The 25,183-nt window shown below is 64.2% G+C and carries 24 protein-coding genes, 1 tRNA gene, 1 other RNA gene and 2 pseudogenes; 18 read left to right on the forward strand and 10 right to left on the reverse strand.

The window, feature by feature from the left end:
- Positions 1–27: 27 nt before the first annotated feature.
- The 3 genes and pseudogenes from W823_RS54930 to W823_RS54940 all read right to left on the reverse strand — a co-directional run bounded on the left by W823_RS54930 (position 28) and on the right by W823_RS54940 (position 3,368).
- Positions 28–359, reverse strand: a pseudogene (locus W823_RS54930) (transglycosylase family protein).
- Positions 360–725: 366 nt separating this feature from the next.
- On the reverse strand, positions 726–1,949 hold the full coding sequence (locus tag W823_RS54935) for an acyl-CoA dehydrogenase family protein (RefSeq protein ID WP_023963103.1): 1,224 nt from the start codon (positions 1,947–1,949) through the stop codon (positions 726–728).
- A 51-nt stretch (positions 1,950–2,000) separates the two neighbouring features.
- On the reverse strand, positions 2,001–3,368 hold the full coding sequence (locus W823_RS54940; protein WP_023963105.1) for an acyl-CoA dehydrogenase family protein: 1,368 nt from the start codon (positions 3,366–3,368) through the stop codon (positions 2,001–2,003).
- 293 nt (positions 3,369–3,661) lie between these two features.
- On the opposite strand from W823_RS54940, the gene W823_RS0131015 reads away from it, so the two are divergent.
- Both W823_RS0131015 and W823_RS54945 read left to right on the forward strand, forming a co-directional pair.
- Positions 3,662–4,081 carry an NINE protein gene (locus tag W823_RS0131015; protein ID WP_030164392.1) on the forward strand — a complete coding sequence of 140 codons (420 nt, stop codon included), beginning with the start codon at positions 3,662–3,664 and terminating at the stop codon, positions 4,079–4,081.
- A 9-nt stretch (positions 4,082–4,090) separates the two neighbouring features.
- Complete coding sequence (locus W823_RS54945; RefSeq protein WP_023963109.1) at positions 4,091–4,534, forward strand: DUF2752 domain-containing protein; 444 nt, start codon at positions 4,091–4,093, stop codon at positions 4,532–4,534.
- Positions 4,535–4,547: 13 nt separating this feature from the next.
- Here W823_RS54945 and W823_RS54950 read toward each other — a convergent pair whose 3' ends face one another.
- Complete coding sequence (locus W823_RS54950) at positions 4,548–5,210, reverse strand: MBL fold metallo-hydrolase (protein ID WP_023963111.1); 663 nt, start codon at positions 5,208–5,210, stop codon at positions 4,548–4,550.
- A 4-nt stretch (positions 5,211–5,214) separates the two neighbouring features.
- Positions 5,215–6,018 carry a histidinol-phosphatase gene (gene hisN, locus W823_RS54955; protein ID WP_023963113.1) on the reverse strand — a complete coding sequence of 268 codons (804 nt, stop codon included), beginning with the start codon at positions 6,016–6,018 and terminating at the stop codon, positions 5,215–5,217.
- Between the two features lie 132 nt (positions 6,019–6,150).
- On the opposite strand from hisN, the gene W823_RS0131020 reads away from it, so the two are divergent.
- The 10 genes from W823_RS0131020 to W823_RS54995 all read left to right on the forward strand — a co-directional run bounded on the left by W823_RS0131020 (position 6,151) and on the right by W823_RS54995 (position 15,021).
- On the forward strand, positions 6,151–6,561 hold the full coding sequence (locus tag W823_RS0131020) for a hypothetical protein (protein ID WP_038254730.1): 411 nt from the start codon (positions 6,151–6,153) through the stop codon (positions 6,559–6,561).
- A gap of 64 nt (positions 6,562–6,625) precedes the next feature.
- A complete protein-coding gene (gene prfB, locus W823_RS54960; RefSeq protein ID WP_031333609.1) occupies positions 6,626–7,738 on the forward strand; it encodes a peptide chain release factor 2 in 1,113 nt (370 codons plus the stop codon).
- A 106-nt stretch (positions 7,739–7,844) separates the two neighbouring features.
- Complete coding sequence (locus W823_RS54965) at positions 7,845–8,783, forward strand: mechanosensitive ion channel family protein (RefSeq protein ID WP_023963119.1); 939 nt, start codon at positions 7,845–7,847, stop codon at positions 8,781–8,783.
- A complete protein-coding gene (locus W823_RS54970) occupies positions 8,780–9,268 on the forward strand; it encodes a hypothetical protein (RefSeq protein WP_023963121.1) in 489 nt (162 codons plus the stop codon). The genes W823_RS54965 and W823_RS54970 overlap by 4 nt, the downstream gene beginning before the upstream one ends.
- A gap of 66 nt (positions 9,269–9,334) precedes the next feature.
- Positions 9,335–10,024: a cell division ATP-binding protein FtsE gene (ftsE, locus tag W823_RS54975; protein WP_023963123.1), complete on the forward strand. Its 690-nt coding sequence runs from the start codon at positions 9,335–9,337 to the stop codon at positions 10,022–10,024.
- 66 nt (positions 10,025–10,090) lie between these two features.
- On the forward strand, positions 10,091–10,996 hold the full coding sequence (gene ftsX / locus W823_RS54980) for a permease-like cell division protein FtsX (protein ID WP_023963125.1): 906 nt from the start codon (positions 10,091–10,093) through the stop codon (positions 10,994–10,996).
- A 132-nt stretch (positions 10,997–11,128) separates the two neighbouring features.
- Positions 11,129–11,602 (forward strand): SsrA-binding protein SmpB, encoded by a 474-nt coding sequence (smpB, locus tag W823_RS54985; RefSeq protein WP_023963127.1) that lies wholly within the window; start codon positions 11,129–11,131, stop codon positions 11,600–11,602.
- A 533-nt stretch (positions 11,603–12,135) separates the two neighbouring features.
- A complete protein-coding gene (locus W823_RS54990; RefSeq protein ID WP_152538199.1) occupies positions 12,136–13,605 on the forward strand; it encodes a cutinase family protein in 1,470 nt (489 codons plus the stop codon).
- Between the two features lie 115 nt (positions 13,606–13,720).
- Positions 13,721–14,088, forward strand: a transfer-messenger RNA (tmRNA) gene (ssrA, locus tag W823_RS57575).
- A gap of 87 nt (positions 14,089–14,175) precedes the next feature.
- Complete coding sequence (locus tag W823_RS54995) at positions 14,176–15,021, forward strand: aldo/keto reductase (protein ID WP_023963132.1); 846 nt, start codon at positions 14,176–14,178, stop codon at positions 15,019–15,021.
- Positions 15,022–15,132: 111 nt separating this feature from the next.
- Here the strand turns inward: W823_RS54995 and W823_RS55000 are convergent, their stop codons facing one another.
- Both W823_RS55000 and W823_RS55005 read right to left on the reverse strand, forming a co-directional pair.
- A complete protein-coding gene (locus tag W823_RS55000; protein ID WP_023963134.1) occupies positions 15,133–15,717 on the reverse strand; it encodes an alpha/beta hydrolase in 585 nt (194 codons plus the stop codon).
- On the reverse strand, positions 15,711–16,916 hold the full coding sequence (locus tag W823_RS55005) for a lipase family protein (protein ID WP_051406722.1): 1,206 nt from the start codon (positions 16,914–16,916) through the stop codon (positions 15,711–15,713). The genes W823_RS55000 and W823_RS55005 overlap by 7 nt, the downstream gene beginning before the upstream one ends.
- 189 nt (positions 16,917–17,105) lie before the next feature.
- Here W823_RS55005 and pgm point away from each other — a divergent pair, with 189 nt between their 5' ends.
- Positions 17,106–18,752: a phosphoglucomutase (alpha-D-glucose-1,6-bisphosphate-dependent) gene (gene pgm / locus W823_RS55010; protein ID WP_023963138.1), complete on the forward strand. Its 1,647-nt coding sequence runs from the start codon at positions 17,106–17,108 to the stop codon at positions 18,750–18,752.
- An 81-nt stretch (positions 18,753–18,833) separates the two neighbouring features.
- Here the strand turns inward: pgm and W823_RS55015 are convergent, their stop codons facing one another.
- Entirely contained in the window at positions 18,834–19,583 is a 750-nt protein-coding gene (locus tag W823_RS55015; RefSeq protein WP_369792680.1) for a VIT1/CCC1 transporter family protein, read from the reverse strand.
- Between the two features lie 106 nt (positions 19,584–19,689).
- On the opposite strand from W823_RS55015, the gene W823_RS0131025 reads away from it, so the two are divergent.
- From W823_RS0131025 to W823_RS55035, 5 genes and pseudogenes are all read left to right on the forward strand, one after another.
- Entirely contained in the window at positions 19,690–20,232 is a 543-nt protein-coding gene (locus W823_RS0131025) for a MauE/DoxX family redox-associated membrane protein (protein ID WP_051406723.1), read from the forward strand.
- Positions 20,229–20,975: a thioredoxin domain-containing protein gene (locus W823_RS55020; protein WP_023963144.1), complete on the forward strand. Its 747-nt coding sequence runs from the start codon at positions 20,229–20,231 to the stop codon at positions 20,973–20,975. The genes W823_RS0131025 and W823_RS55020 overlap by 4 nt, the downstream gene beginning before the upstream one ends.
- Positions 20,976–21,122: 147 nt before the next feature.
- Positions 21,123–21,195 (forward strand) — tRNA-Ala (locus W823_RS55025).
- Positions 21,196–21,347: 152 nt separating this feature from the next.
- A complete protein-coding gene (locus tag W823_RS55030; RefSeq protein ID WP_152538200.1) occupies positions 21,348–21,749 on the forward strand; it encodes a hypothetical protein in 402 nt (133 codons plus the stop codon).
- 60 nt (positions 21,750–21,809) lie between these two features.
- Positions 21,810–23,017, forward strand: a pseudogene (locus W823_RS55035) (RtcB family protein).
- A gap of 16 nt (positions 23,018–23,033) precedes the next feature.
- Here W823_RS55035 and W823_RS55040 read toward each other — a convergent pair.
- Complete coding sequence (locus W823_RS55040) at positions 23,034–24,302, reverse strand: sodium:proton antiporter (protein ID WP_255326464.1); 1,269 nt, start codon at positions 24,300–24,302, stop codon at positions 23,034–23,036.
- 105 nt (positions 24,303–24,407) lie between these two features.
- The gene (locus tag W823_RS55045) at positions 24,408–24,980 is read right to left on the reverse strand and encodes a sigma-70 family RNA polymerase sigma factor (RefSeq protein ID WP_023963150.1); all 573 of its coding nucleotides are present in this window, start codon (positions 24,978–24,980) and stop codon (positions 24,408–24,410) included.
- Positions 24,981–25,183: the final 203 nt, after the last annotated feature.

Consider the following 25,183-nt stretch of genomic DNA (forward strand, 5'->3'; position numbering starts at 1 on the left):
CGGCGCGAGAAGGGTTCTAAGCGGGGGTCAGCTGTAGAGGTACTGCCCGCAGACGGGCCAAGCGCCGACGCCCTGCGAGGCGAGCACGTTCTCGGCCACTCGGATCTGTTCCTCACGGCTTGCGTCCGACGCAACGCCGACGCCGCCATTGGCTCCCAGGTCGACTGGCTGAACTGCAGTCCGCCGTAGTAGCCGTTACCGGTGTTGATGGCCCAGTTCCCGCCGCTCTCGCATTGTGCGACGGCGTCCCAGTTGTGGGCACCCTCGGCCGAGGCAGTTGCTGCGAACGCACCCATGGGTGCGAGCGTCAGGGCTCCGGCGATCGCCGTGCGGGCGGCAAGCTTGCGCATGTTGGTCATGGTTCCTCCTCTGCCGCTTGCCCACAACATCAGGCGAGCGGGATCGTTGTATCCAGGACTTCCGTGTTGCCGTCTTCTACGACACGTTCAGCGACGTTACGTACTTGAAGCGTTGACGTCACATCGGGGTGGTGGGTACGGACGTGCGATTCGGGCACTTGATGTTTCGTCGTCAATGCTGGTCAGATCGGTGTTCTCGAGGCGTTACAGGCCGGGGATGCATTCGAGAAAATGTGATCGTCGACACGGGTCAAATGTGATGTGGCACATGCTCTGGGCGGGCGGATCATGCCTCAAACCTTGCCCGAGGCAACAAAAAACCCCGTCCGTACCCCTCGATGCGGACGGGGTCCTTCGTCCATCAGATCACTTGAGTTCGGCGCTCGTCTTCCCGAGAACTCGACGTGCGATGATCAGGTTCTGGATCTGCTGGGTCCCCTCGAAGATATCGAGGATCTTCGAATCGCGGGCCCATTTCTCCAAAAGGGAGCGTTCCGAATAGCCAAGGCTGCCCGCGAGTTCCACGGCCTTGGTGGTCACGTCGGTGACGGTACGCCCAGCCTTCGCCTTCGACATCGAAGCCTCTTTGGAGTTCGGCTCCTTGTTGTCGGCCATCCACGCTGCCCGCAGCGAATGCAGGTATGCGGCTTCGAAATCCGATTCCATGCGGATGAACTCTGCTGCAGCGGCGTGCTGGTTGTTGGCCGGCTTGTCGTAATCGATGTCCACGCCTGCTTCTTCGAGCAGCGTTCGGAGCTCCTCGAGCGCCGCCCGCGTCACACCGACCGCCATTCCCGCGACCATCGGGCGGGTGTTGTCGAAGGTCTGCATGACCCCGCCGAAACCCTTTTTGGTGTCGACTTCCGGTGAACCCAAGAGGTTTTCGGCCGGGACGCGGCAGTTCTCGAAACGGATCGCGGCAGTGTCGGAAGCCTTGATTCCGAGCTTGTGTTCGAGACGCTCGATCGTCACACCTTCGTGTTCACGGGGGACGACGAAGCTCTTGATCGCCGCACGGCCGGCGCTCTTGTCCACTGTGGCCCAGACGACGATGTGGTCGGCGCGGGATCCGGCTGTCACATAGATCTTTTCGCCGTTGATGATGTAGTCGTCGCCGTCCCGGGTCGCGGTGGTCGAGACCGCGGCAGAGTCGGAGCCGAAGCTGGGTTCGGTGATGGCCATCGACGCCCAGACCTTGCCGAACTTCTTCAGCTGCTCTTCGGAGGCGACGGCCGCGATGGCGGCGTTGCCCAACCCCTGATAGGGGATCGACAGCATCAGACCGAGGTCGCCCCACGAGGTTTCCATCGTGTTGAGCACCGACTGCATGTTGCCGCCGTTGACGACTGCGCCTGCGGGCAGTTCTTTCTTGTTCTTCTGCTGGCTGCGTCCGCCGTCGGCGCCGGCTCCGGCGGCTCCGGCTTCATTGAGTCCGTCGTACAGACTCGCCAGGGTGTCGAGCTCGACCGGGTAGTCGTGTTCGCGGAGGTCGTACTTACGAGAGATGGGCCGGAAGATCTGTGCGGCAGCCTGATGGGCCTGGTCGACCGTCTGATGCAGCTTCCGGGGGAGTTCGAGATTGATTGCCATGGCTTGATGTCTTTCTGTGCAAGAGTGTCGGGTCGGATGGGGGAGCGGTCGTCAGATGACGACGATGCCCTCGCCGATGGCCGCACCGCGCAGATCGCGGAACCAGCGCTCGACCGGATGTTCCTTGGTGAAGCCGTGTCCGCCGAGCAATTGCACTCCGTCCGAACCGATTTGCATACCCTTGTCGGCGGTGAGCTTGCGGGCCAGCGCCGCTTCTCGGGCGAAAGACAGTCCCTGCTCGGCGCGGGCAGCTCCACGCAGGGTGACAAGCCGGATCGAATCGAGCTCGGTCGCCATGTTCGCGACCATGAATGCGACGGCCTGACGGTTGGAGATCGGCTCCCCGAACGCCTCGCGCTCGTTCACATAGGGGATGACGTAGTCGAGGACGGCATGGGCCGTACCAACTGCCAGCGAGGACCAACCGAGCCGAGCGAGCCGGACCACGTCGCGGTAGTCGGTGAAAGCGCTGTCGCCTTCTTCTTCACCAAGCAATGCGGTGGCGGGCACGGTCACGTCGGTGAGCAACAACCGACCGATACCGGCGGCGCGCACACCCATGCCTGGATCTGCCTCGACGACAAGGCCTTTGGAATTCGACTCGACGATGAACAGGGCGGGGCGGCCATCGAGCTGTGCGCCGATGATGAACAGTTCCGAAGACGCCGCAGCAGGCACAAACGACTTGACGCCGTTGAGGCGGTAGCCGCTGGGTACCCGGGTTGCCTTGGTCTGCAGCGACATTGCGTCGAAGAGCGGGCGTGGCTCGGCGATGACGACGGCGGCCTGGGGCACGTTCTCGCCCGCGAAGTCCGGCAGGTAGGTCTTCTGCTGCGCGTCGCTGCCGAACTGGGTGAGCGTGGTGGCGACACCGCTGGGTGCCAGCAGCGGCAGTGCCAAGCCCATGTCGCCATAAGCCATCGCTTCGGCGACGAGCGAGTTGGTGACCACGCCACGCTCGGTGGCGGCGCCCTCGAACTCTTCGGGCACGTTGATCATCGTGATGCCGAGTTCGGCACTGCGAGCGAGGATCTCGGGTGGGGCTGCGGCTGCGGCGTCGGCGTCGTGGGCTGCCGGGCGCAAGATCTCGCCCGCGAACTCCTTGACGGTGTCCGCGATCATCTTCTGTTCGTCGTCGGGGAACAGATTGAAGTAGTCCTTGGGGGTGGTGGACAGACGCTTCGCCTTGTCGCCACCCTGGGCGCGGGAGAAGGCGCGGGTTGCGGCGCCAATCGTCTTGAACCCGGTCTTGGTTCCCTCGTACGCGATGCGGTTCAGCGGCTCGCGGATCTTGTACTTGTCGGCGAAGTCGGAGCCGGTCACCGTGGTCAGGACTCGCATCGCTGCTCCGATGGCGCTACGGCGGTGGGGGTTCTTGCCCACAGCGGAGGTATCGCGGGGCTCGGTATGAGTGCTCATTCTCACCAGCTTGTCTTCTACGTGTTGGGCGTGAGGTGTCGGTCGGACGACCGCGTCTCACCGATCTTACCGGTCGGTAAGAAAGCGGACTGCACGGACCTTACTACTGAGTAAGGTCGGTTGTCACGCGCCCGTTCGGGCCGCCGGTCACAGATGGGTGCGACTACCAACCGATTAGCAATGCGAACTATTGTTTGCGCAGCTCACGGGGATTTTCTCCGGCCGTCATTCAAATGTTCAGAAAATGGTCCAGGACCAGCCGAAGCCCGGTGCCGTGCCATATCCTGCTCCTCATGACACAACCTCCTCCCGGGTATCCGGCACCGCCACCCCAGCCGCAGGGCGGCCCGTACAACGACACCTTCTACGCTTCGATCTTTGGCCAGGAGCAGGGCCCGATGGGGTATCAGGACCTCGCCGGGCTTGTCCGCTCCGGACAGGTCAAGCCGGAGACGCAGGTGCGCACCCAGTCGAGCAACTGGTTCCCGGTTTCTCAGGTGCCCGGCCTGTTCTCGGACAAGGAATGGCTCACCGCCCTGCTGATCTCCGTATTCGTCGGCGGTCTCGGCATCGACCGCTTCTACCTCGGCTACACCGGCCTCGGTATCGCCAAGCTGCTCACCTGTGGTGGCCTCGGCATCTGGACACTCATCGACATAGTCTTGATCGCGATGCGCAAGCTCCCCGACTCCAACGGTGTCCCCCTGAAGTGATGGCTTGACGTGGCGGCCCCGCCCACCGCAGACCGGCGGCAGTCCGAACGGAATGTTCGGATTGCCGCCGGTCTCGGTCTGGGTGCGGTCGCCGCAGCGTTCCTGATCAGCCCAGCTCTCAGCACATCGGGGCCCACGCTGTGCCCGGTACGACTGGTCACCGGGCTGCCTTGCCCCGGTTGCGGGCTCACCCGCAGCTGGACGGCTGCCGCCCACGGCCAGTTCTCTGATGCCTTCGCCTACAACTTCTTCGGCCCGATCAGCCTTGCCGCGACCATGGTGTTCGTTGCGCTCGCCGGCGTACTGCTGGCGCGGCGACGATCGGTGGCCGGTCTCGCGCGAGCCGTCAGGCATCCCGTTCTCTGGGCGGTGATCGCCCTGTGGATCGCGTACGGAATCGCGCGCGTCGTCGACCAGGTTGCCGGTGGTGGTCTGTTCCCCGACGTCTCGTGATCGGCTGGAGCCGTCACGTCAGGTCGAGCGCGTCCTCTCCGGGCAGGACAATGAAGTCGGTTGAGGGATCACTCATCTCGGACAACCGGCTGTAGTGCATCTTGAGGCCCGCATCGCCGAGTAGGCCTTGGTGGATGGGGAAGGCCACCCTCGGCGAGACTGCACGCAGATAGTCGATCGCCTCGCTGATCTTCATCCACGGCGCCATGGTCGGCATGGCCAGCACGTCCACCTCCACGTCCGGCACGAACAGCGAGTCCCCGGGGTGCATCAGTTGTGCCCGACCGGCGTCGTCGCCCAACAGGTAGGCCACGTTGTCGATGGTGGGGATGTCGGGGTGGATCACCGCGTGGGTGCCGCCGGTGATGCGGGCCGTGAGGCCGCCGACGGCGAACTCGTCGCCTGGGTGGGCTGCGGTCCACGAGCCTGCGACGTCGTCGTCGTTCAGCTGACGGGTTGTCTGCGGATCCGCGTACAGCACCGCGTCGGGATTACCGGCGACCAGATCGGGCAACGCCGCGACATCAACGTGATCGGGGTGCTGGTGCGTGATCAGGATGGCGTCGAGCCCGGTGAGCCCGGTGAACCCGTGCGAGAAGTTGCCGGGATCGAAAAGGATTGTGGTGCCGTCGTGTTCGACCAGGATGCAGGAGTGCCCGAAGTGTGTGATCTGCATGGTGTCAGTATGCGCCGTCGCCCTGCCGTAGCGAGGAGAGAACGGCCGTATGCAAGGCGCCGTTCGTGGCGATCGCACTCCCGCCGTGGGGGCCGGCCGTTCCGTCGAGCGAGGTGAACGTCCCGCCCGCCTCACGCACCAGGATGTCCAGCGGCGCGAGGTCCCACAAAGACACCTCCGGCTCGGCGGTGATGTCGACGGCACCCTCGGCCACGAGGCAGTAGTTGTAGAAGTCGCCGTAACCGCGGACCCGCCAGACAGCGTCGGTCAAGGCGATGAACTGATCCCGGATCCCGCGGTCGCGCCACCCCGACAGGCTCGAGAACGCGAGGCTCGCCGCGTCGAGTTCGGTCACCTGCGACACCGTGATCGGCCGCGCCGAGCCGTCCGGGCGCTGCGCGAACGCGCCCTCGCCCGCCGAAGCCCACCACCGGCGCGCGAGAGCGGGCGCGCTGATCACCCCCACCTGCGGCACCCCGTCGACGAGGAGCGCTACCAGGGTGGCCCACACCGGCACCCCGCGCACGAAATTCTTTGTGCCGTCGATCGGATCGATCACCCACTGGCGACCGCTGATCTGCGCCTCGCCTCCGAACTCTTCGCCGAGAACCGCGTCGTCGGGACGCAGGTCCGCGAGCCTCTCACGCAGCGTCGTCTCGACGGCGAGGTCGGCGTCGGACACCGGGGTCAGATCGGGTTTGGAGTCGACGCGCAGATCCACCGCGCCGAAACGGTCGATGGTGATGGCGTCGGCGGCGTCGGCCAGTGTCAGCGCCACGTCGAGGTCGGACTGCGTCGGCGAGGTCATGGACGCTAAAACTACAGACACCCGCTTGCCGGCCGTTGTCGCCAGGTCGTCCGGCTAACCTGATGACAACCGACAGGCGTGCCGCGAACGACCGGACCGGCGACCGCTTCCGACCCCAGGAGTGCGATTTTCATGTGGTTCTCGATCATCATCACGCTGATGCTCGCCGGGTTGCTCGCGGTGCTGTTGATCCAGTGGCAACGCGGACGGTCCGGTGGCGCCGCTGCCCCTCGCGAGGGCAACGCCGCGTTCACCGATCGGGTGCCCGGCACCCTCACGCTGACCGGGGTGGCGGACAAACCCGTCGAAGGTGACAAGAACCACCAGGCCTTCTGCACTGTCTCGGGCACGATCACCGGGCCGGACACAGCGCCGACCGATGTCTACGGCCGGTTCGTGATGCCGATGTCGTCGGCGTGGCCGCAGATCGGCGACCAGGTCCCGGTCACCTACAAACCGGGTAAGGCCGAATCGACCTGGCAGATCGCCGGGTCGATCGGCGGTGGTCCGGGCGCGTCGGGTCCGGACCTGCGTAAGCACTGATCCTCGAGAGTGCCGATGCGGCGGTCGCCGCCATGGTCTCGAAGGACCGGTAGCCTGGGTGACCGTGCATCCAGACGTTTCAGCAGACCTCGACGCCCTCGACTCGACCCTCACCACAGTGGAGAAGGTGCTCGACCTCGAGGAGCTCCGGCGGCGGATCGGCGAACTCGAACACCAGGCCGCCGATCCGGAGCTGTGGAACAACCAGGAACACGCCCAGCAGGTGACCAGCGAGCTGTCCCACGCCCAAGGTGAGCTGCGGCGCGTCTCCGAGCTGAGGCAGCGACTGGAAGACGTGCCACTCCTCTACGAATTGGCCGAATCCGAGGAAGGCGCGTCCCAGACCGAGGCGATGGCCGACGCCGACGCCGAGCGCATCGCACTGCGGGCCGACATCGAGGCGATGGAGGTCAAGACGATGCTGGCGGGTGAATACGACCACCGTGACGCGCTGGTCAACATTCGATCCGGCGCGGGTGGCGTGGACGCCGCGGACTGGGCCGAGATGCTGATGCGCATGTACATCCGCTGGGCGGAGAAGCACAACTACAAGGTCGAGGTGTACGACACCTCCTACGCCGAAGAAGCCGGACTCAAGTCGGCCACCTTCGCGGTCAAGGGGCCGTACATGTACGGCACGTTGTCCATCGAGATGGGCACCCACCGGTTGGTGCGGATCAGTCCGTTCGACAACCAGGGTCGCAGGCAGACGTCGTTCGCGGAGGTCGAGGTGCTCCCTGTGGTGGAAACCACAGACCACATCGAGATCCCGGAAACTGAACTGCGCGTTGACGTTTACCGTTCATCGGGCCCTGGTGGACAGTCGGTGAACACCACGGACTCCGCTGTGCGTCTGACACACATTCCCACCGGTATCGTGGTGACCTGTCAGAACGAGAAGAGTCAGTTGCAGAACAAGGTAGCCGCCATGCGCGTGCTGCAGGCCAAGCTGCTCGAGCGCAAACGCAAGGAAGAACGCGCCGAGATGGACGCCCTCAAGGGAGACGGCGGATCCAGCTGGGGCAACCAGATGCGGTCATATGTGCTGCATCCCTACCAGATGGTCAAAGACCTACGGACCGAGTTCGAGGTGAACAACCCCACCGCGGTTCTCGACGGCGACATCGACGGGTTCATCGAATCCGGTATTCGCTGGCGGATGGCACAGAACGCCTGACCGCACCACCCGCCTGAACCGGTGTCCACCGGCCGCGTGCTTCGAGTAGGCGCCGGACGGTATTGGCTCGATCCCAACACACGACCCGGAGGAGCAACCCGATTTGATGCAAGACCTCGTCGCGCTCGTGACCGCAGCGCCGGAAACCCCGGCCGGCACCAGCCGCTTCGTCCGATGGCTGTCCCTACAGGGACTCTCCATCGTTCTCTGGGTGCTCGGCGCCCTGCTCGCGACCCGATTTATCCAGTGGGTGGTCGGACGGATCACCGCGCGTATCGACTCGCAGTTCACCGAATCCGATGCCCTCGTGCGCTCGGAGGCGATCAAGCATCGCCACTCGGTGGCGCAGATCCTCGCCTGGGCGGCGATCGCGATCGTGTACATCATCGCCGGCTTCAACATCGTGCGGCAGTTCAACGTCCCCATCACCGGATTCGTCGCGCCCGCGACAGTGCTCGGTGCGGCCCTCGGTTTCGGTGCGCAGCGCATCGTGCAGGACCTGCTGTCCGGATTCTTCATCATCACCGAGAAGCAATACGGATTCGGAGACGTGGTCAGCCTGGCCATCGTCGGCGCGACCGAACCCGCCGAGGGGACGGTGGAGGACGTCACACTGCGCATCACCAAACTGCGATCCGCCGATGGCGAGATGATCACGATCCCCAACGGCCAGATCGTCAAGGCCATCAACCTGTCGAAGGACTGGGCGCGGTCGGTGGTGGACATCCCGTTGCCGATCGGTGCCGACATGAGCAAGGTGAACGACCTCATCGCCCAGATCGGGCACCAGGCATTCACCGACTCGCGCACCCGCAATCTGCTGCTCGACGAGCCGACCGCGATGGGCGTGATCGATATCGAGGTGGACACCATGACGGTCCGCATCGTCGCCCGCACCCTGCCAGGCAAACAGTTCGAGGTGAGCCGCGACCTCCGCTCGCGCATCGTCCGGGCATTCGGTCGCGCCGGTATCGCACTGGCCCCGGGCAGCGTCATCGAAACCGATTCCGTGTCACCCGTCGCAGCCGAGGAGGGAAGCCGATGACCGACAACCAACAGAACCCGGACAACGAGCCGTTGAACTCGGCGAACATCCCCGCCGGCGGTGCGCCCACGCCGGCCGCCACAGAGACCGAGGACCGCCCAGCGTGGTGGCACCGGATCCCGCGCACACTCTTCGGCGGCAGGGTTCGTACCACCACAGCAGCGTTGGTGTTGCTGTTCATCGGCGCCATGCTCCTGTACGGCCAGCGGTCGGAGTACTACAGCAATCTCGACGACGAGAAGGCGCAGGCGACGACCAGCCGGCAGCAACAGGTCCCCACCACCACACCGCCGCCTCCGGAGACCACCGAGGAGACGACAACAACCGCTACGACGACCACACCCGAGACCACCGAGTCGTCCGTGGAGGTCGAGCCACCCTCGAGCTCGTCGACCATCGAGACCACGGTTCCCACGCAGACCGAGCAGCCCCGGGGCGGGCTGATCCCGGGACTGGAGATCCCCACCCCCAGCATCGCGAGGTGATCTCGGTCCCCGGGCCCGGGCAAGTCTGAGCCGGATGGCCAGGATCCGTGGTTACACTGGCAGACCGTGATCAGCGTCAAGAATGTGACGATGCAATACAAGGCATCGACCAGGCCCGCCTTGCGAGATCTTTCTCTCGAGGTGGACAAGGGCGATTTCGCGTTTCTCATCGGCCCCTCCGGATCAGGTAAATCCACCTTCTTCCGGCTCCTGTTGAAGGAAGACAAACCCACCTCGGGTGATGTTTATGTGGGCGATTTCCACGTGAACAAATTGCCGGGCAGACGCGTGCCGAAGCTTCGCCAGTCCATCGGATGTGTTTTCCAGGACTTCCGTTTGCTGCAGCAGAAGTCGGTGGCCGAGAACGTCGCGTTTGCCCTCGAGGTGATCGGGAAGCCGAAGAGCACGGTGTCGAAGGTGGTTCCGGAAGTTCTCGAGTACGTCGGGCTGTCCGGCAAAGCGGACCGTATGCCTTACGAGCTGTCGGGCGGTGAGATGCAGCGCGTTGCCATCGCCCGCGCCATCGCGAACCGGCCGCTGCTGCTGCTCGCCGACGAGCCCACCGGCAACCTGGATCCCGACACCAGCCGGGAGATCGTCGAGGTGCTCGATCGGGTGAACCGACGCGGGACCACGGTGGTGATGGCAACACACGACCGCCAGATCGTCGATGCGATGCGGCGCCGTGTGCTCGAGTTCAGCAACGGCCGTCTCACCCGTGACGACGCCCATGGCGTCTACGGGCTCGGCGGCTGAGCCGACTGCGACCCTTCGATCTTCACCTACTTCTGTAGTCCCGACCGGGAGGACACCCGAACTCACATGCGCGCGAGTTTCATATTGAGCGAGGTCCTGAACGGACTGCGCCGCAACGTCACGATGACCATGGCGATGACCATCACCACCGCAATCACGCTGGGCATGTTCGGCGCCGGGTTGCTGGTGGTGCAGATGGCCGACAAGACCCAGGACATCTTCCTCGACCGGGTGGAGATGCAGATCTTCATCTCCGATCCGGTGACCGACGCCGACCCCGACTGCAAGGCCGCGCCGTGTGCGCCGCTGCGTGAGCAGATCGAAGCTGCCCGTGGCGTGGAGTCGGTGCAGTACATCGACCGCGCCGAGGCGTTCAAAGACGCCAAGACCAAGACGTTCGCGAACAACCCGGACATCGCCGCGCTGGTGCGGGAGAACACTCTTCCCGCATCGTTCAAGGTCAGGATGGCGGACCCGAATCAGTTCGGTGCGGTCCTCGATCAGTTCAAGGACGCCGACGGAGTGGACGGCGTCCTCGATCAACGCGAGCTGGTCAAACGGATCTTCAGTGTCCTCGACGGGGCACGTAATGCCGCCTTCGCCATCGCGTTGGTGCAGGCGATCGCCGCGATCTTGTTGATCGCCAACACTGTCCAGGTGGCTGCCTACACCCGACGCACGGAAGTGGGCATCATGCGCCTGGTGGGTGCGACCCGCTGGTACACCCAGTTGCCGTTCCTCCTGGAGGCGGTGGTCGCGACCGTGGTGGGTTCACTGCTGGCCATCGCGGGACTATTCGGAGCCAAGGCGTTGTTCTTCGACCGGGCACTGCAAGACCTCTACGGGGTGAACATCCTGGCCAAGATCCAGACGGCCGACGTGTTGTTCGTGGCCCCGTGGCTGATCATCATCGGTGTGGTGCTCTCGAGCGTGACGGCATACGGCACGCTGCGGTACTACGTCCGCGAGTGACACCGCCGATCTCGGCCGGTAGACAAATCACGCGACGTCCAGACGCAGCGTGTGTAGTGTTGCGTGGCTCGGTGAAATGAACAGCTCGGCGCACCACAAGCGCATGAAGACGGGACGAAGGTAGGTGAATCGATGAAGGAAAAAGGTCGCAAGGCGATTGCGACGAACCGTAAGGCGCGGCACAACTACGCCATTCTCGACACCTACGAGGCGGGCGTCGCGTTGCTGGGCACCGAGGTGAAGAGCCTGCGCGATGGCAAGGCGTCACTGGTCGATGCCTTCGCCACCGTCGACAACGGCGAGGTGTGGTTGCGGGGCCTACACATCCCGGAGTACGGCAACGGTTCGTGGACAAACCATGCTCCCCGCCGCAATCGCAAACTGCTTCTGCACCGCCGCGAGATCGATGGCCTGATCGGGAAAATCCGTGACGGCAACCTGACCCTGGTGCCGCTGTCGATGTATTTCAGCGATGGCAAGGTCAAAGTGGAATTGGCGCTGGCGCGCGGTAAACAGGCTCACGATAAACGGCACGATCTGGCCCGCCGTGACGCCGAACGCGAGGTCACTCGTGAATTGGGCCGGCGCGTCAAGGGAATGCGTTAAAAACACCCACCGCATATTCGGCGTCGCCGCCTGAATTGATCTTGGCCAATTCATCTATTTGTCCACCGTGCTTTTTTCTGCGATTTGTTCGTGAGTCCGCGCGCACCGGTTCCGTTCGAATCGCCGATCGGGCACTGTGCCGGACTTTTGAGTTGAGAGCCATGGCTCTTCGCCCGGCGGGTGATCGGGCGCCGGCCGAGAGTCGCTCGGCCGCAAGCGGACACGAACTACCTCATCGCACGGTCCGCCGTGTCCCCGGACCGCATTGAGCGATGAAGATCACATTCACGTGCCTCGGTGGCCCAAACCTCAAGTGCTGAGCCGACGTGGACCATTTCGTTCACCTGTCGCGCCCAGCAATTTGTGTGCGCGTGCCTTTCTCGCCGCGCGCCGTTCAATCGGATGACAGATGATCGCCATGTGTCATTTCTGGAAAGCCCTCGTTGATGCGGGTGGCCAATCGGCCGTTTTCGGGCACATCGTAAAGAACATGTCGCCCTTTGTGGTGCGTGTCAAAACAGGAGCAACCGAGCATGAATCGAACGCGAGGCCACACCGGTGGCCTCACCTCTTCACCGGCCAGACGCCGTTTACGGGGTTCTGTGCTGGGCGCTGCCGCTGTAGCGGCAGCGGCGATCTCGCTGACCGCCACACCGCAGGTCGCATCGGCCCGGCCGATAAGTGACTGCCCGGACCTGCACGTGGTGGTGGTACCGGGCACGCTCGACTCGAGCGTCAACCGGGACCCGCACCAGCAGGCCGGAGTTCTGGCCCCCACGATCGAAGAAGCCGGGCGTGGGGTGCCACCAGGGAAAATGCAAACCACCTACGTTCCGTACCCGGCAGACTTCGGCTACACCGCCGACGGGACCACCTACGCCGATTCCTCCGCGCGAGGAGTCGAGGCCACCAACGCCCAGATCCGCCAGATCGGGGCACAGTGCGGACCGGGCACCGACATCGCGATCGTCGGTTACAGCCAGGGCGCCGATATCGCACACAAGGTCGCCGCGGACATCGGCGAGAACCGGGGGCCTGTGGCGCCCGACCGGGTACGCGGCGTGTACCTGATCTCCGATCCCAACCGCGCCGCCGGTACGGGTCTCGTACCCGGGGCGCCGGGTCTTCGGGCACCCCTGAACGGGGCTCGCACGTTGTCCGGTACCACTGAGGTCGCGGTCGGCGGTGGCATCGGGTCGGTTGGATCGGCCGGATTCGGTGCGCTCACCGGTCGGGTCGTATCTCTCTGTGAGACAGGCGACTTCGCGTGCTCGATTCCCGAGGATGCACAGGTGGTCCGGACTGGCGCGAACATCGCCGAACAGATGCACATCGACACCACCGACCCGTCAGGCATTGCGTCTGATCTCGGGAACGCACTAGTCCGTACGGCACTGCGGACCGGTGCGTACGTACTCGCCACGCCGGACTGGCTGTCGGGTTCGGAATCGCTCGGCCAGGCGGTGGAGAAGAACAGTTCGCCATCAGTGGCCGTGCCCACCCCGGACGATCTGTCTGTCTCCGGAGTGCTCGGCTTCGTGGTGGATCTTCCCGTCTCCTGGGAGGCGAGACTCCAGTACGAGAGGGAGGCCGGCCTCCGCGACAATCTCGGGCTCGTGACGATGGCAACCGAACCCAGCTACTGGTACCCGGGGCCGAGCCACGTCAGCTATTTCGACCAGCCTGCCGATTCGTCGGGGCGTACGGGCTCGGAATACGTGAGCACGTGGTTGCGGGAGTCGGCGGTGAACGACTCGCCGGCTGGCGACACTCCGGTGGCGTCCTTCGATTCGACGGTCGAGCAAGGGTCGGTTTCGTTGGCCGATCAGGCACCGGACGCAGTCGAGATCGCAACCGCCGTCGTCGAGAGTGTGGGCGTGGTGGCACCGCAGCTTCCCGAGGTGGTCGACGTGGTGCTGGACTCGGCAGAGAAGGTGATCACCTCGCGCGACCCGCTCGCCGAGGCACTGGCAGTGATCGGTACAGCCGTGCAACCGGCCTGATCACAGCACCCGAGAGGGTGACGACACTGCGGCCGAATCGAAATGGGAATGATTCGGGCCGCAGTGCTTGTTACGATGTATGTCTGCCGTACTTCGGTGCGGTGGAACCTATCGAGGGGCTGAACGGTTTCGACTGCGTGCGTCAAGGTAGGGGAAGCGTGTCGGTGCAGGCTAGAGACCACCGTAAGCGTCATAGCAACCAATTAAGCGCCGATAAGAATCAGCGCGACTACGCCCTCGCTGCCTAAGCGACGGCTGGTCTGTCGGCCCGGGTGAGCTCTCGCCCCGGGTACCGGCATCATTCAGAGAGCTAACCGTTGCGGGCGGTCGCGGACCGCAATGGGACATCAAACAGCGACTGGGATCGTCATCTCGGCTTGTTCGCGTGACCGAGAGATCCGAGTAGAGGCTTAGCGAACTGCACACGGAGAAGCCCTGCTGAAACGGCGAAGGACCCGGGTTCGATTCCCGGCAGCTCCACCGTCAGATCACGGATACGGGGGGAGAACCAAACAATGGTTCTCTCCCCGTTTCTGTGTCCAGGGCACAACCAATGAGGAGAGTACGACGATGACTCAGGTTCCGAACATCACTCTCAACGACGGGAACACCATTCCGCAGCTGGGCTTCGGTGTCTTCCAGATCAAACCCGAGGACACCGCCGATGCGGTCAAGACGGCACTCGACATCGGTTACCGGCACATCGACACCGCAGAGATGTACGGCAACGAAAAAGAGGTGGGCGAAGGCATTCGCGCCTCAGGCATCCCGCGCGACGAGATCTTCGTGACGAGCAAACTGAACAACTCGTTCCACGAGCCGGATGCTGCGCGTAAGGCGTTCGACACCACCCTGTCCGATCTCGGGTTCGACTACATCGACCTGTTCCTCATCCACTGGCCGCTGCCCACCCAGTACGGCGGCGATTACGTCTCCACCTGGAACACGATGATCGAGTTCGCGAAGTCGGGCCGTTCGAAGTCCGTGGGTGTGTCGAACTTTCAGGTGGAGCACCTCGAGCGGCTCGCCAAGGAGACCGAACTGGTGCCGGCGGTCAATCAGATCGAGGTTCACCCGTATCTGTCCAACGACACCGTGCGCAAGTACGGCAGCGACCACGGCATCGCGACCGAGGCCTGGTCACCGATCGCGCAGGGCAAGGTTCTCGACGATCCGGTGATCACCGACCTGGCCGCCGAGGTCAGCAAGAGCCCGGCACAGGTTGTGTTGCGCTGGCACATTCAGCGCGGCGACATCATCTTCCCGAAGTCGGTGACCCCCAAGCGGGTGCAAGAGAACTTCGCGCTGTTCGACTTCGAACTCGACAGCGACGCAGTTGCCAAGATCGACGCGCTCGACAAGGGCGAGGACGGTCGGGTCGGCCCGAATCCCGACACGTTCGACTACGTCGGCTGACCACTCAGGCTGACCCCTCAGGTCGACCGCTCAGACCGAAATTCGCGCCGCTCACTTCGAAACGCTCCGGTTGCAACCGGGGCGTTTCGTCGTAGGTGGCGCGAACTTCGACTACAGGAAACTGCGGACGAAGGTCAGAGCAGTCGATTGCCACGTCCAGACGTGGTCGAGCATGGCGTGACCGCCGCCCTCGATCGGCACGAACTCGGCGTCGACCCCACGTTCGCGGAGTTGGGTGATGCCCTTTTCCGTCCGGGCCGAATACGTTCGCTGATCGGCAGTCCCGTGCAGCGCCAAGACCCGTGCCTCGCCGTGGATGTACTCCCAATCCGCGTGCTGCCACCATGGCGCCAAGGCGAGAACGCCGGCCACCCGTTTGTCGGCGGCGAGGTGCGCGGCGACCCTGCCGCCCATCGAATGCCCGACCAGGATCACCGGGGAATCCGGGTGCGCGTCGATGAGGTGGTCCAAGGCGGCTTGGGCCGGAGCGAGGGGACTGTTCTGCTCGCCGTTCCACCCGTGGACGTCGTAGACGGCCTGGTGAACCACCACTCGTGGAAGCGCACGCAGCGACAGCGTGAACGGGTACATCCGCATCGGCGCGGGTTGGCGTCGGCTGAACGGCGTCGTGGAGTTGTCCGTGCCACCGGGCAACACCAAGACCGACGCCGCCGCCGGCAAACCGGGTATCAGCATGTGCTGGGTGCCGGCGCCCCTGCCAGGCGGTCGTTGAGGTAGCTCAATGCGATCGGGACACCGGACGCGATGGTGGAGCCGTGGTCACCGGGGACGATCACCGTCTGTACCCGCGTTCCCTGGCGGCACCAGTGTGCAGCGGTGGCCAGCACCCGGGACGTGGGAGTGAGCTGATCATCGGCACCCTGGTAGAGCAGCACCGGCATCCGCGGCGCGCCTGGGAACATCTGGACGCTGTTGCGGTTGAGGGCATCGACACCGGCCTGGGTGTTGGCCAGGCTGCCTGAGTTGACCACGTCGGCGATCTTCATGTTGGCGCCGGCATCGACGATCTGGTCGGTGCACGCGTTGCGGATCTGGTTGGCCAGCGCGACCCCCCGACCATTCAGTTGCTCAGACAACGACACCTCGTTCGGGTACTCGCGCTCGAGGCCGAGGGAGGCTGCGAAGCCCAGGCCGAACAACGGGTTCGGGGCCACACCCAGTGTGCGGGCGATTGCCTCGAGATTGACCGGGGTGCCACCCGCTGACAGACCGACAAGATCGAGGTCCGGGGCGTACGTGGGTGCCAACACGCCTGCGTAGGCCGTGGCCATGGCGCCACCCGAATACCCGGCCAGGACCGTGCTAGAATCGCCGACCCGGAATCCGGGGCTCGACTGGACGGCCCTGATGGAGTCCAGCGTGATGGTGCCGCCGAGTCGGGCCGCCCCATATGCGCTGGTCGGTCCGAGGTGGTCGGGAATGTTCACCGCGACTCCACGCGCCAGCGCCAGACCGATGAGCTGCTGCTCCTGCAAACCGCCACGGAAGATCTGATGCGACGGCGCGCACTGCGGCCCGAGCGAGTTGGTGAACGGCTGATACGACAGCAGGTCGTGGCGGGCCCCGCCGTCGGGAACGATGACCGTCGTGACAGCGGCGATCGGCTCGCCCTGCGAATTGGTGCTGCGGAACAACACCTTCTGGGCACTGGATCCGGGGAACGGACTCGGCAGCGATTGCACTCGGAGCACGTCACCGTTGGCTACACCTTCGATGCCCGCAGGCTCTGCATAAAACGGATCCGAATCGGTGGCCGGCATGAACGGGGCAGCGCTTGCGGGCGCAGCAGTGAACCCGATGGCAGCGGCGGTTGCGAAGACGGCGGCCGCGACCTTCACTCCCAGCCCACGCCGAAACAACGTGTGAACGCGCATTGATGTGCCTCCGTCACCCCGACCGAGGTCGTCCGCCCAGACGTTTGGAGCGGTGTTCGGGAGGAGTGTAACCCGCGCCAACCCCATGGCGACCGCGATCGGTGGCAGAATTCGGATGGTCCAGTCAAAGACGCCGAGGATTGTGACCGCCGCCCGCCGGCCGGTCGCAGACAACCGGAAGGATTTTCAATGGCTCACCCGCGTGCGGGGACCCTGGCACTACCGGAAGATCTGATTGATGTGTCGGCGGTGATCGACGCCTACTACTCGGAAAAGCCTGACCCGGAAAACCCGGCCCAGCAAGTCGTTTTCGGCACGTCGGGCCATCGCGGCTCCAGTCTCGACGGTGCGTTCAACGAGGACCACATCATTGCGACCACCCAGGCGATCGTCGAGTACCGCACCGTCGCCGGCATCACCGGACCGCTCTTCATCGCACGCGACACCCACGCGTTGTCGCTGCCCGCATGGCAGACGGCCATCGAAGTCTTGGTGGCCAACGATGTCCGTGTCCTGGTGGACAACAAAGACCGATTCACTCCGACACCGGCGTTGAGTCATGCGATTCTCACGCACAACCGCGGCGGGGGACCGAGTGCCGATGGGATCGTCGTGACGCCGTCCCACAACCCTCCACGCGACGGCGGCTTCAAGTACAACCCGCCCAACGGTGGGCCTGCCGACACCGATATCACCTCGCAGGTCGCCGCTCGCGCCAACGAGTTGTTGCAGAGCGGTCTGGGCAGCGTCAGACGAATCCCGTTCGAGCGGGCCAAGGAGTCCGAGTTCTACGGGACCTATGACTTCGGCGCCAATTATGTGGACGACCTCAATTCTGTGGTCGACATGGACATCATCAGGAACTCCGGTGTGCGTATCGGTGCCGATCCGATGGGCGGCGCGTCAGTTGGGTACTGGGCCGAGCTGGGTGCCCGTTACACGCTGGAACGACTGACTGTCGTCAATCCCATTGTGGATCCCACGTTTTCGTTCATGACCCTCGACACCGACGGCAAGATCCGGATGGATTGCAGTTCCGCGAACGCGATGGCATCGCTGATCGACGCGCGGGATTCCTTCCAGATCGCCACCGGCAACGATGCCGACTCCGACCGGCACGGCATCGTCACTCCCGACGGCGGCCTGATGAATCCGAACCACTTCCTGGCGGTTGCCATCGACTACCTGTTCACCCACCGGCCCGACTGGCCGAAGGATGCGGCAGTGGGGAAGACCCTCGTGTCCTCGTCGATGATCGATCGGGTGGTCGCGGGGATCGGCAGGCAGCTCGTAGAGGTCCCGGTGGGTTTCAAGTGGTTTGTGCCCGGGCTGCTCGACGGTTCGGTCGGGTTCGGTGGCGAGGAAAGCGCGGGCGCGTCATTCCTTCGCAAGAACGGGCAGGTGTGGACCACCGACAAGGACGGCATCATCATGGCGCTGTTGGCCTCGGAAATCCTTGCCGTCACCGGCATCTCACCGTCCGAACGGTATGCGCAGCTGGCTGAGCAATACGGCGGGTCGCCCGCGTACGCGCGTCGCGACGCCCCGGCCACCCGCGAGCAGAAAGCGGTGCTCGGCAAGCTGTCGGCCGAGCAGGTCAAGGCGACCGAGCTGGCCGGCGAGGAGATCACCGCAGTGCTCACCGAAGCGCCGGGTAACGGCGCAAAGATCGGTGGACTGAAGGTGACCACCAAGAACGCGTGGTTTGCGGCCCGACCTTCGGGTACCGAAGACGTGTACAAGATCTATGCCGAATCCTTCAACGGCACAGACCATCTGGCTCAGGTTCAGAACGAGGCCCAGGAACTGGTGGACGGTGTGCTCGGATCGAGCTGAGAGATTAGACGCCGCACGGCCTTGTGCGCCCCGCTCCGGTTCGAACCGAAGCGCGACACGCAAGGCCGTGCGTGAACGGGGTCAGCCGCCCGCCGGCACCCCGATCGCGAATCCGACGAGATAGGTGGCGCCGGCTGCGATGACACCGAAAAGGAGTTGTCGCAGCGCGCCTTTCCAGATCGGTCGGCCGGTGATCCGGGCAGCCAGCCCACCGACCAGGATCAGGCCGGCGGCACCCACGAGCAATCCTGCGGTGAGCGATTCGAACCCGAGCAGATAGGGGATGAGCGGGAGCACCGCGCCGATCGAGAACATCACGAACGACGAGACCGCTGCGACCTTCGGTGACGGCTTCTCATCGGGATCGACGCCGAGTTCCTGCGTCAGGTGCAGGCTCACGGCCTTGTCGGTGTCCTGGTGGATCTCGGCGGCCGCCGCCGTCGCGGTCTGCTCCGACATCCCCATGTCGATGAACGCTTCGACCAGTTCGTGCAGTTCTTCCTGAGGGTGCTTACGCATCTCACGACGCTCGACAGCTACCTCCGCGTCCACCTGCTCGTTCTGGGTGGAGACCGAGGCGAACTCACCCAAGGCCATGGAGAAGGCTCCGGCCACAAGCCCGGCGACTCCGCTGAGGACGATGGTGTGGCCGCTGGCGCCTGACGCGCCGACACCGGCGACGAGGCTGATGTTGGTGACCAGGCCGTCCATCGCGCCGAATGTCGCGGCACGGAGTCGACCGCCTGCCACGTTGGCGTGGGTGTGCCCGACCTCTTCCACACCCACGTCAGCAGGATGCGGTGTCTGGTCCGGGGAACCTGGAATGGTCACCACGAGATGGTATCGGCCGACACCTGTCGGCCTCTGCTTCGCACGTGTCTGAAGCTTGCTGATTTGCTAAGCGACCTCTCAGGCGGTGGTCGTTAGGCTGGTGCGCGTGTGGAGATACGTCGTGAGCGTGCCGGTCCGTATCGGCTTGGCGGCGGTATGGCTGATCGCCGGTGGCATCAAGGCGGTTGATCCCGACCAGTCCGAGATCGCGGTGAAGGCGTATCACCTGTTTCCGGATTCGACCGCGTACGCGGTGTCGCTGGTGCTACCCATGGCTGAGATCGCGTTGGGACTGCTGCTGTTGATCGGGTTGGCCGTACGTCCGGCGGCCATCGCCTCGGCGGTGTTGCTGGTGCTGCTGATCGCGGCCATCGTGTCGGTGTGGGCACGGGGCTACACGATCGACTGCGGTTGTTTCGGAGGCGGTGGGGAAGCCGATGTGTCGTGGCGGAACTATCTCACCGAGATCCTTCGGGATGTCGGGTTCCTGGCACTCGCAGCGTGGTTGATTGTTTTCCCGCGAAGCCACCTGGCGCTCGGCCCGGGCTCGCGACCACGGGTGGCCCGCGACGACCACGACGATGACAACGATGACCCCGCGACGGCCGCGGGTGTAGATGATGAGATGGCAACCGAGGAAAAGCATTGAGCAGCAACAACAAACGGCCCGCTCCCAAGACGGCGAAGTCGAAGTACCAGCCCCAGGCGCAATCGAGCACCACCACGTATGTGCTCGCCGGCCTCGCGGTGTTGGTGATCGCGGCGGTGGTCATCGGCGGCATCATCTGGAACAGCCAGCGCAACAAGGGCGGCGCCGACAGCGCCGTGTTGTCCAACTCTGCGACCTTCGTGGTGGGCAGCCCGACGGCTCCGCACACCATCGACATGTTCGAGGACTTCCAATGCCCGGCGTGCGCCAGCGTGGAGAAGCAATCCGGTCAGACGATCACCGACGCCGTCAACAGTGGCCAGCTGCAGGTGCGGTTCCACATGCTTACCTTCCTCAACGAGCAGTCGGGGTCGGGTGACTACAGCTCTCGGGCAGCGGGCGCGATGAAGTGCGTGGCCGACGCCGAGAACCAGGACGTGAAACTCGCGTTTCACTCCAAGCTCTTCGCGGTGCAGCCGAAGGAAGGCGGCGACGACCACGACAATGAGACGCTGGCCGGGTTCGCCAAGGAAGTCGGCGCATCGGATGCCACCCAGCAGTGCATCGCCGACGGCACTCAGGTCCAGGCTGCCGAGTCCATCGCCGACGAGTCGCAGACGCAGCTTGCCAAGGCGCTCGACGGTCAGGTCGGAACTCCCAGCGTGTTGCAGGACGGCAAGAAGGTCACCATCACCAACGGAACCGGCTGGGTCGATCAGATCCTCGGTGGCGCAAACAACTGACAACATCGCACCCCGGTGAACCCGGGAACGAACCCGGCCGAAGTCGCCGCTACAGCGGATTTGGCCGGGTTCGCGCCGATGGTGTAATTTCGATCGAGCACGCAGCACCAGGGCAAACAACCTGGCGTGGGTGCAAAAATCGAATACGGGGCTATGGCGCAGCTGGTAGCGCACCACACTGGCAGTGTGGGGGTCAGGGGTTCGAGTCCCCTTAGCTCCACCGTTGAAGCAAGATGATCCACCTGTCCACGACATACGTCGTCGGCAGGTGGATTGTTCGTTTGTGGGCCGTGCGAAGCCCACCGGTAACAACTTTGCGATCATGAACGAGGAATCAAAGAAGACGTTCGTACGTGAAAGGACCCCGCTGCTGTGAATCTGCCGAAGAGATCTGGGCAACCGGGTCGGGTGTTCCTCATCGCGGCGGCGATACTGCTCGTCGTGGCTGCGGCGTTCGCGTTCTGGCCGGTGGACAACTCGCACGGCACAGGCTGCGGGAGCTGGGCACTCAAAGACGACTCGTCGGCGGTGGCGAAGGACGCTGAGTTCAACTTGGGCGACACCACCAAGGACTTGACCCGGGCGCTGGCCGATCGGTATCTCGGCGACAACTCCGCCAACAGTCTCGGGCTCAGCGACAACACCAGCCAAGTGCAGGCATGCGAGTCCGCGCGCGGAGACCAGACCAGCGAGGTCGTGATCTTCGGATTGGCCGGAGCGGCTGCACTCGTGGTCGGCTTGATACGCCGGTATCAGCCGACGCGGGCCACCTGACCGGCCACCGAGCATTCGGTCGGCCACAAACGCCTTGACCCCGGCGATAGTGTCCGACATATGGACAGCAATGCGGGAAAGCCCCGACGTATCGACTCGTTCAAACTCTTGTCGTTCGCTTCGCACATCGACGACAACACGATCGAGCAGGCGAAAGAGACCGCGTCGATGCCGTTTGTCCACCCGCACGTCGCCTCATGCCAGATACTCACTCCGGCAAGGGTTCTGCTGTGGGAACTGTCATCCCCACCATCGACGCGGTGATCCCCGCAGCGGTCGGCGTGGACATCGGCTGCGGAATGATCGCACTGAGGACCCGGTACAGCGAGGACGACCTCGCAGGCCGCGATCTGTCGACACTGCGCGCATCGATTGAATCGGCCATCCCACTGTCGCCGGGCAACTACAACCACTCGCTCGACCGGTTCCCGTTCACCGCGCAACGGGTGGCGTTGCTGGCCGCGGATGCGGAGGGCAACCGGGTTGACCTGTCTCACTCACCCAAGTGGCGTGAGCAACTCGGCTCGCTCGGAGGCGGCAACCACTTCATCGAGTTGTGCATCGACAACGCCGGCGGCGTCTGGTTGTTTCTCCACTCTGGTTCGCGTGGCGTCGGCAACAAGATCGCGCAAAAGCACATCAAGATCGCTCAGAAGTTGTGCAAGCAGTGGCATATCGGGTTACCCAACGCCGATCTCGCCTACTTGCCGGCGCAGTCGCCGCAATTCGACGCGTACCTGACCGAACTCTCGTGGGCCCAGCGGTTCGCGTTCGAGAACCGCGCGGAGATGATGGACCGGTTCAGGCAGGTGTTCGCGGACTGGATCGGCCACGACGGCGATCCTGCCGACATCGAGACGGACTCGGTGAACTGCCACCACAACTACACCGTGCAGGAACGCCACGCGGGTAAGGACGTGTGGCTCACCCGCAAGGGCGCCATCGATGCACACGAGGGTGTGCGTGGTGTGATCCCCGGTTCTATGGGCGCCCGCTCATATGTCGTGCGCGGCAAGGGAAATTCGGCGGGCTTGTGCTCGGCTCCGCACGGGGCCGGTCGCCGGTTCTCCCGCACCGAAGCCAAGCGCCGGTTCACCGAGGCAGATCTGGACAAGGCGATGGTCGGCATCGAATACCGGCACGGACCCGACTGGATCGACGAGATCCCGGCGGCCTACAAAGACATCGACGTTGTCATGCGTGACGCTCAGGACCTCGTGGACGTCGAGTTCGAACTGCGTCAGGTTCTCAACGTCAAGGGAACCTGAGTCCGCGGGGGGTGGTTCATTGCTTCGGATCCCGTTCCGCGGCGGCAGCGTCATCGCGTTCGCCTTCGAGTAGACGCATCACCCTCGCGGCGCTCACACCGTGCACCACCACCGACAGTACGATCGTGAAAGACAGTGTGGCCCAGAGCATGTTCGCCTGTGGCAGGTCGGTTTCGGCGACCGCGTAGGCGAGGTAGTAGATCGAGCCGATGCCCCGGACCCCGAAGAACGCGGTGGCCCTGCGTTCTTTGGGGCCGAGGTCGGCGCAACCCTGCAGCGACAGCCACCCGACCACGGGTCGGATGACAAACACCAGGGCCACACCCACCAAGACGCCGCCCCAGGTCAATTCGGCCAGCAGCCCGGAGGTGAGGGCAGCGCCCACGAGAAGCAGCACAACCAAAGTCAGGACGTGCTCGAGTTGTTCGATGAGACTGTGCATCTCCTCGTGGTAACCGCTGGACCGTTCGACGTTGCGGATGGCCAGTGCGCAGGCGAACACCGCCAGGAAGCCGTAACCGCCGACGAGTTCGGTGATGCCGTACACCGCGAAGGTTGCGGCCAGTGCGACGATCGGCTCACCGCGATCGGCCAGCCGCGCGTGTTTGATCGGGAAACGAAAGAATCCACGGCCGAGCAGGTCACCGGCGAACCAGCCGACCAGACCACCGATCACGATCTTGCCGACCAGCTCCCACGCCAGCCACGGCACGATCCAATTCTCGATCGGCCCCTTGGTCGCCAGGAATATCGCCAGGTATACGAACGGAAATGCGAGTGCGTCGTTCAGGCCTGCCTCGGATGTCAGCGCGAACCGGACCTCATCGTCTTCCTGGTGGGAACCCTCGCCCGAGGTCGGTCCCTCGACCTGGACGTCTGAGGCCAGCACTGGGTCGGTGGGCGCCAGGGCCGCGCCGAGCAGGACCGCAGCGGCGGGGGTGAGGGCGGCGGCCCACCAACCGAGTACCGCGACGCCCGCAATGCACAGCGGCATCGCGATGAGCAACAGGCGCCAGGTCGAACTCCAGGTGCGCCAGTTGAGTGGCCGGTCGATGGCCAGTCCCACACCCATCAACGCCACGATGACGCAGGCCTCGGTGAGGTACTCGGTCACGGCCGGATGGGAGAGAGGGGAGACCGGGTCGGTTCCGGTGTCCCCGACGATGAGTCCGGTGATCGCTCCGATCGCAAGGACGATCATCGGGGCCGACAAGGCGCGGTCTCGGAAAAGTCGGGGAACGGTCGCAGCGAGTAGCAGTGCGACGCCGGCCGACACGTAGACGATTTCGACGTTCAGCGCGGGCGCTCCGGGGTGTGTGGTCTGACCATGACCACTCCGTACCCCGAAGGGCCGGCACCGAACCTCAGGCGACGGATCAGATGGGCGAGATCACGCCTCGGCGTGGATTTGCGACCTCAGCCGCAGGATCCCATCGCGAAGGCGGGTCTTGAGAGTCGGTACCAAGATGCCGAGACGCTTCGCGGTCTCTCTGTGCGTCAGGTTGGCGAAATACACCATGTCGATGCTCTGACGCTGGCGGCTCGACAGCTTGCTGAGGTGCCGCCGGATCTGAAGGTGTTCCTCGCGCAGCAGAAGGGGCTCATCGGCTCCGCCCTGCGGGATGTCGACCGAGAACATCGCGAGGACCGCGGTCTTCTTTCGTAGCCGTTCTTCTGCCCTCACCCGGTCGATAGCCCTACGGTGGCAGATCATCATGAGCCAGGACAGCGGCCTACCCATCTCCGGCTGGTACTGACCGGCCTTCTGCCATACCTCGATGTAGACCTCTTGGAGGGTTTCCTCGGCGTACCCGAGATCCCGAACGGTCTTGTAGATCACCCCGAACAGACGTGCTCGGGTGGCGTCGTGCAATCGCCGAAACGCCGCCTCGTCTCCGCTGGAGACACGCTGGAGAAGTTGACCGAGGTCGACCTCTGACTCCGTCTCGGGTGCGTCGGTCATATTTCCATATAGGAACATGTTCTCAGTCCGTTACAGTCGCAGCTGTCCATCGCCCGGCCCCGAGACGGGTTTGAATTGTGTGTGGAGTAGTCCAGCAAGGGCTTTCGCGTACCGCTGGTACTCGCGCAGCCCGGTGTGGCCGGTGCTACTCGTCAGTAGAAGTTGGTTCGACCGACCTGAACGTCGCTCTCAATCGTGTTTGG

The organism is Williamsia sp. D3 (genome assembly GCF_000506245.1).
Classification (GTDB): domain Bacteria; phylum Actinomycetota; class Actinomycetes; order Mycobacteriales; family Mycobacteriaceae; genus Williamsia; species Williamsia muralis.

Coding starts and splice junctions, on each gene's coding strand:
- W823_RS54935 (WP_023963103.1), bottom strand. CDS start 1,949: ATGGCAATCAATCTCGAACTCCCCCGGAAGCTGCATCAGACGGTCGAC.
- W823_RS54940 (WP_023963105.1), bottom strand. CDS start 3,368: ATGAGCACTCATACCGAGCCCCGCGATACCTCCGCTGTGGGCAAGAAC.
- W823_RS0131015 (WP_030164392.1), top strand. CDS start 3,662: ATGACACAACCTCCTCCCGGGTATCCGGCACCGCCACCCCAGCCGCAG.
- W823_RS54950 (WP_023963111.1), bottom strand. CDS start 5,210: ATGCAGATCACACACTTCGGGCACTCCTGCATCCTGGTCGAACACGAC.
- hisN (WP_023963113.1), bottom strand. CDS start 6,018: ATGACCTCGCCGACGCAGTCCGACCTCGACGTGGCGCTGACACTGGCC.
- W823_RS0131020 (WP_038254730.1), top strand. CDS start 6,151: ATGTGGTTCTCGATCATCATCACGCTGATGCTCGCCGGGTTGCTCGCG.
- W823_RS54965 (WP_023963119.1), top strand. CDS start 7,845: ATGCAAGACCTCGTCGCGCTCGTGACCGCAGCGCCGGAAACCCCGGCC.
- W823_RS54970 (WP_023963121.1), top strand. CDS start 8,780: ATGACCGACAACCAACAGAACCCGGACAACGAGCCGTTGAACTCGGCG.
- ftsX (WP_023963125.1), top strand. CDS start 10,091: ATGCGCGCGAGTTTCATATTGAGCGAGGTCCTGAACGGACTGCGCCGC.
- smpB (WP_023963127.1), top strand. CDS start 11,129: ATGAAGGAAAAAGGTCGCAAGGCGATTGCGACGAACCGTAAGGCGCGG.
- W823_RS54990 (WP_152538199.1), top strand. CDS start 12,136: ATGAATCGAACGCGAGGCCACACCGGTGGCCTCACCTCTTCACCGGCC.
- W823_RS54995 (WP_023963132.1), top strand. CDS start 14,176: ATGACTCAGGTTCCGAACATCACTCTCAACGACGGGAACACCATTCCG.
- W823_RS55000 (WP_023963134.1), bottom strand. CDS start 15,717: ATGCTGATACCCGGTTTGCCGGCGGCGGCGTCGGTCTTGGTGTTGCCC.
- W823_RS55005 (WP_051406722.1), bottom strand. CDS start 16,916: ATGCGCGTTCACACGTTGTTTCGGCGTGGGCTGGGAGTGAAGGTCGCG.
- pgm (WP_023963138.1), top strand. CDS start 17,106: ATGGCTCACCCGCGTGCGGGGACCCTGGCACTACCGGAAGATCTGATT.
- W823_RS55045 (WP_023963150.1), bottom strand. CDS start 24,980: ATGACCGACGCACCCGAGACGGAGTCAGAGGTCGACCTCGGTCAACTT.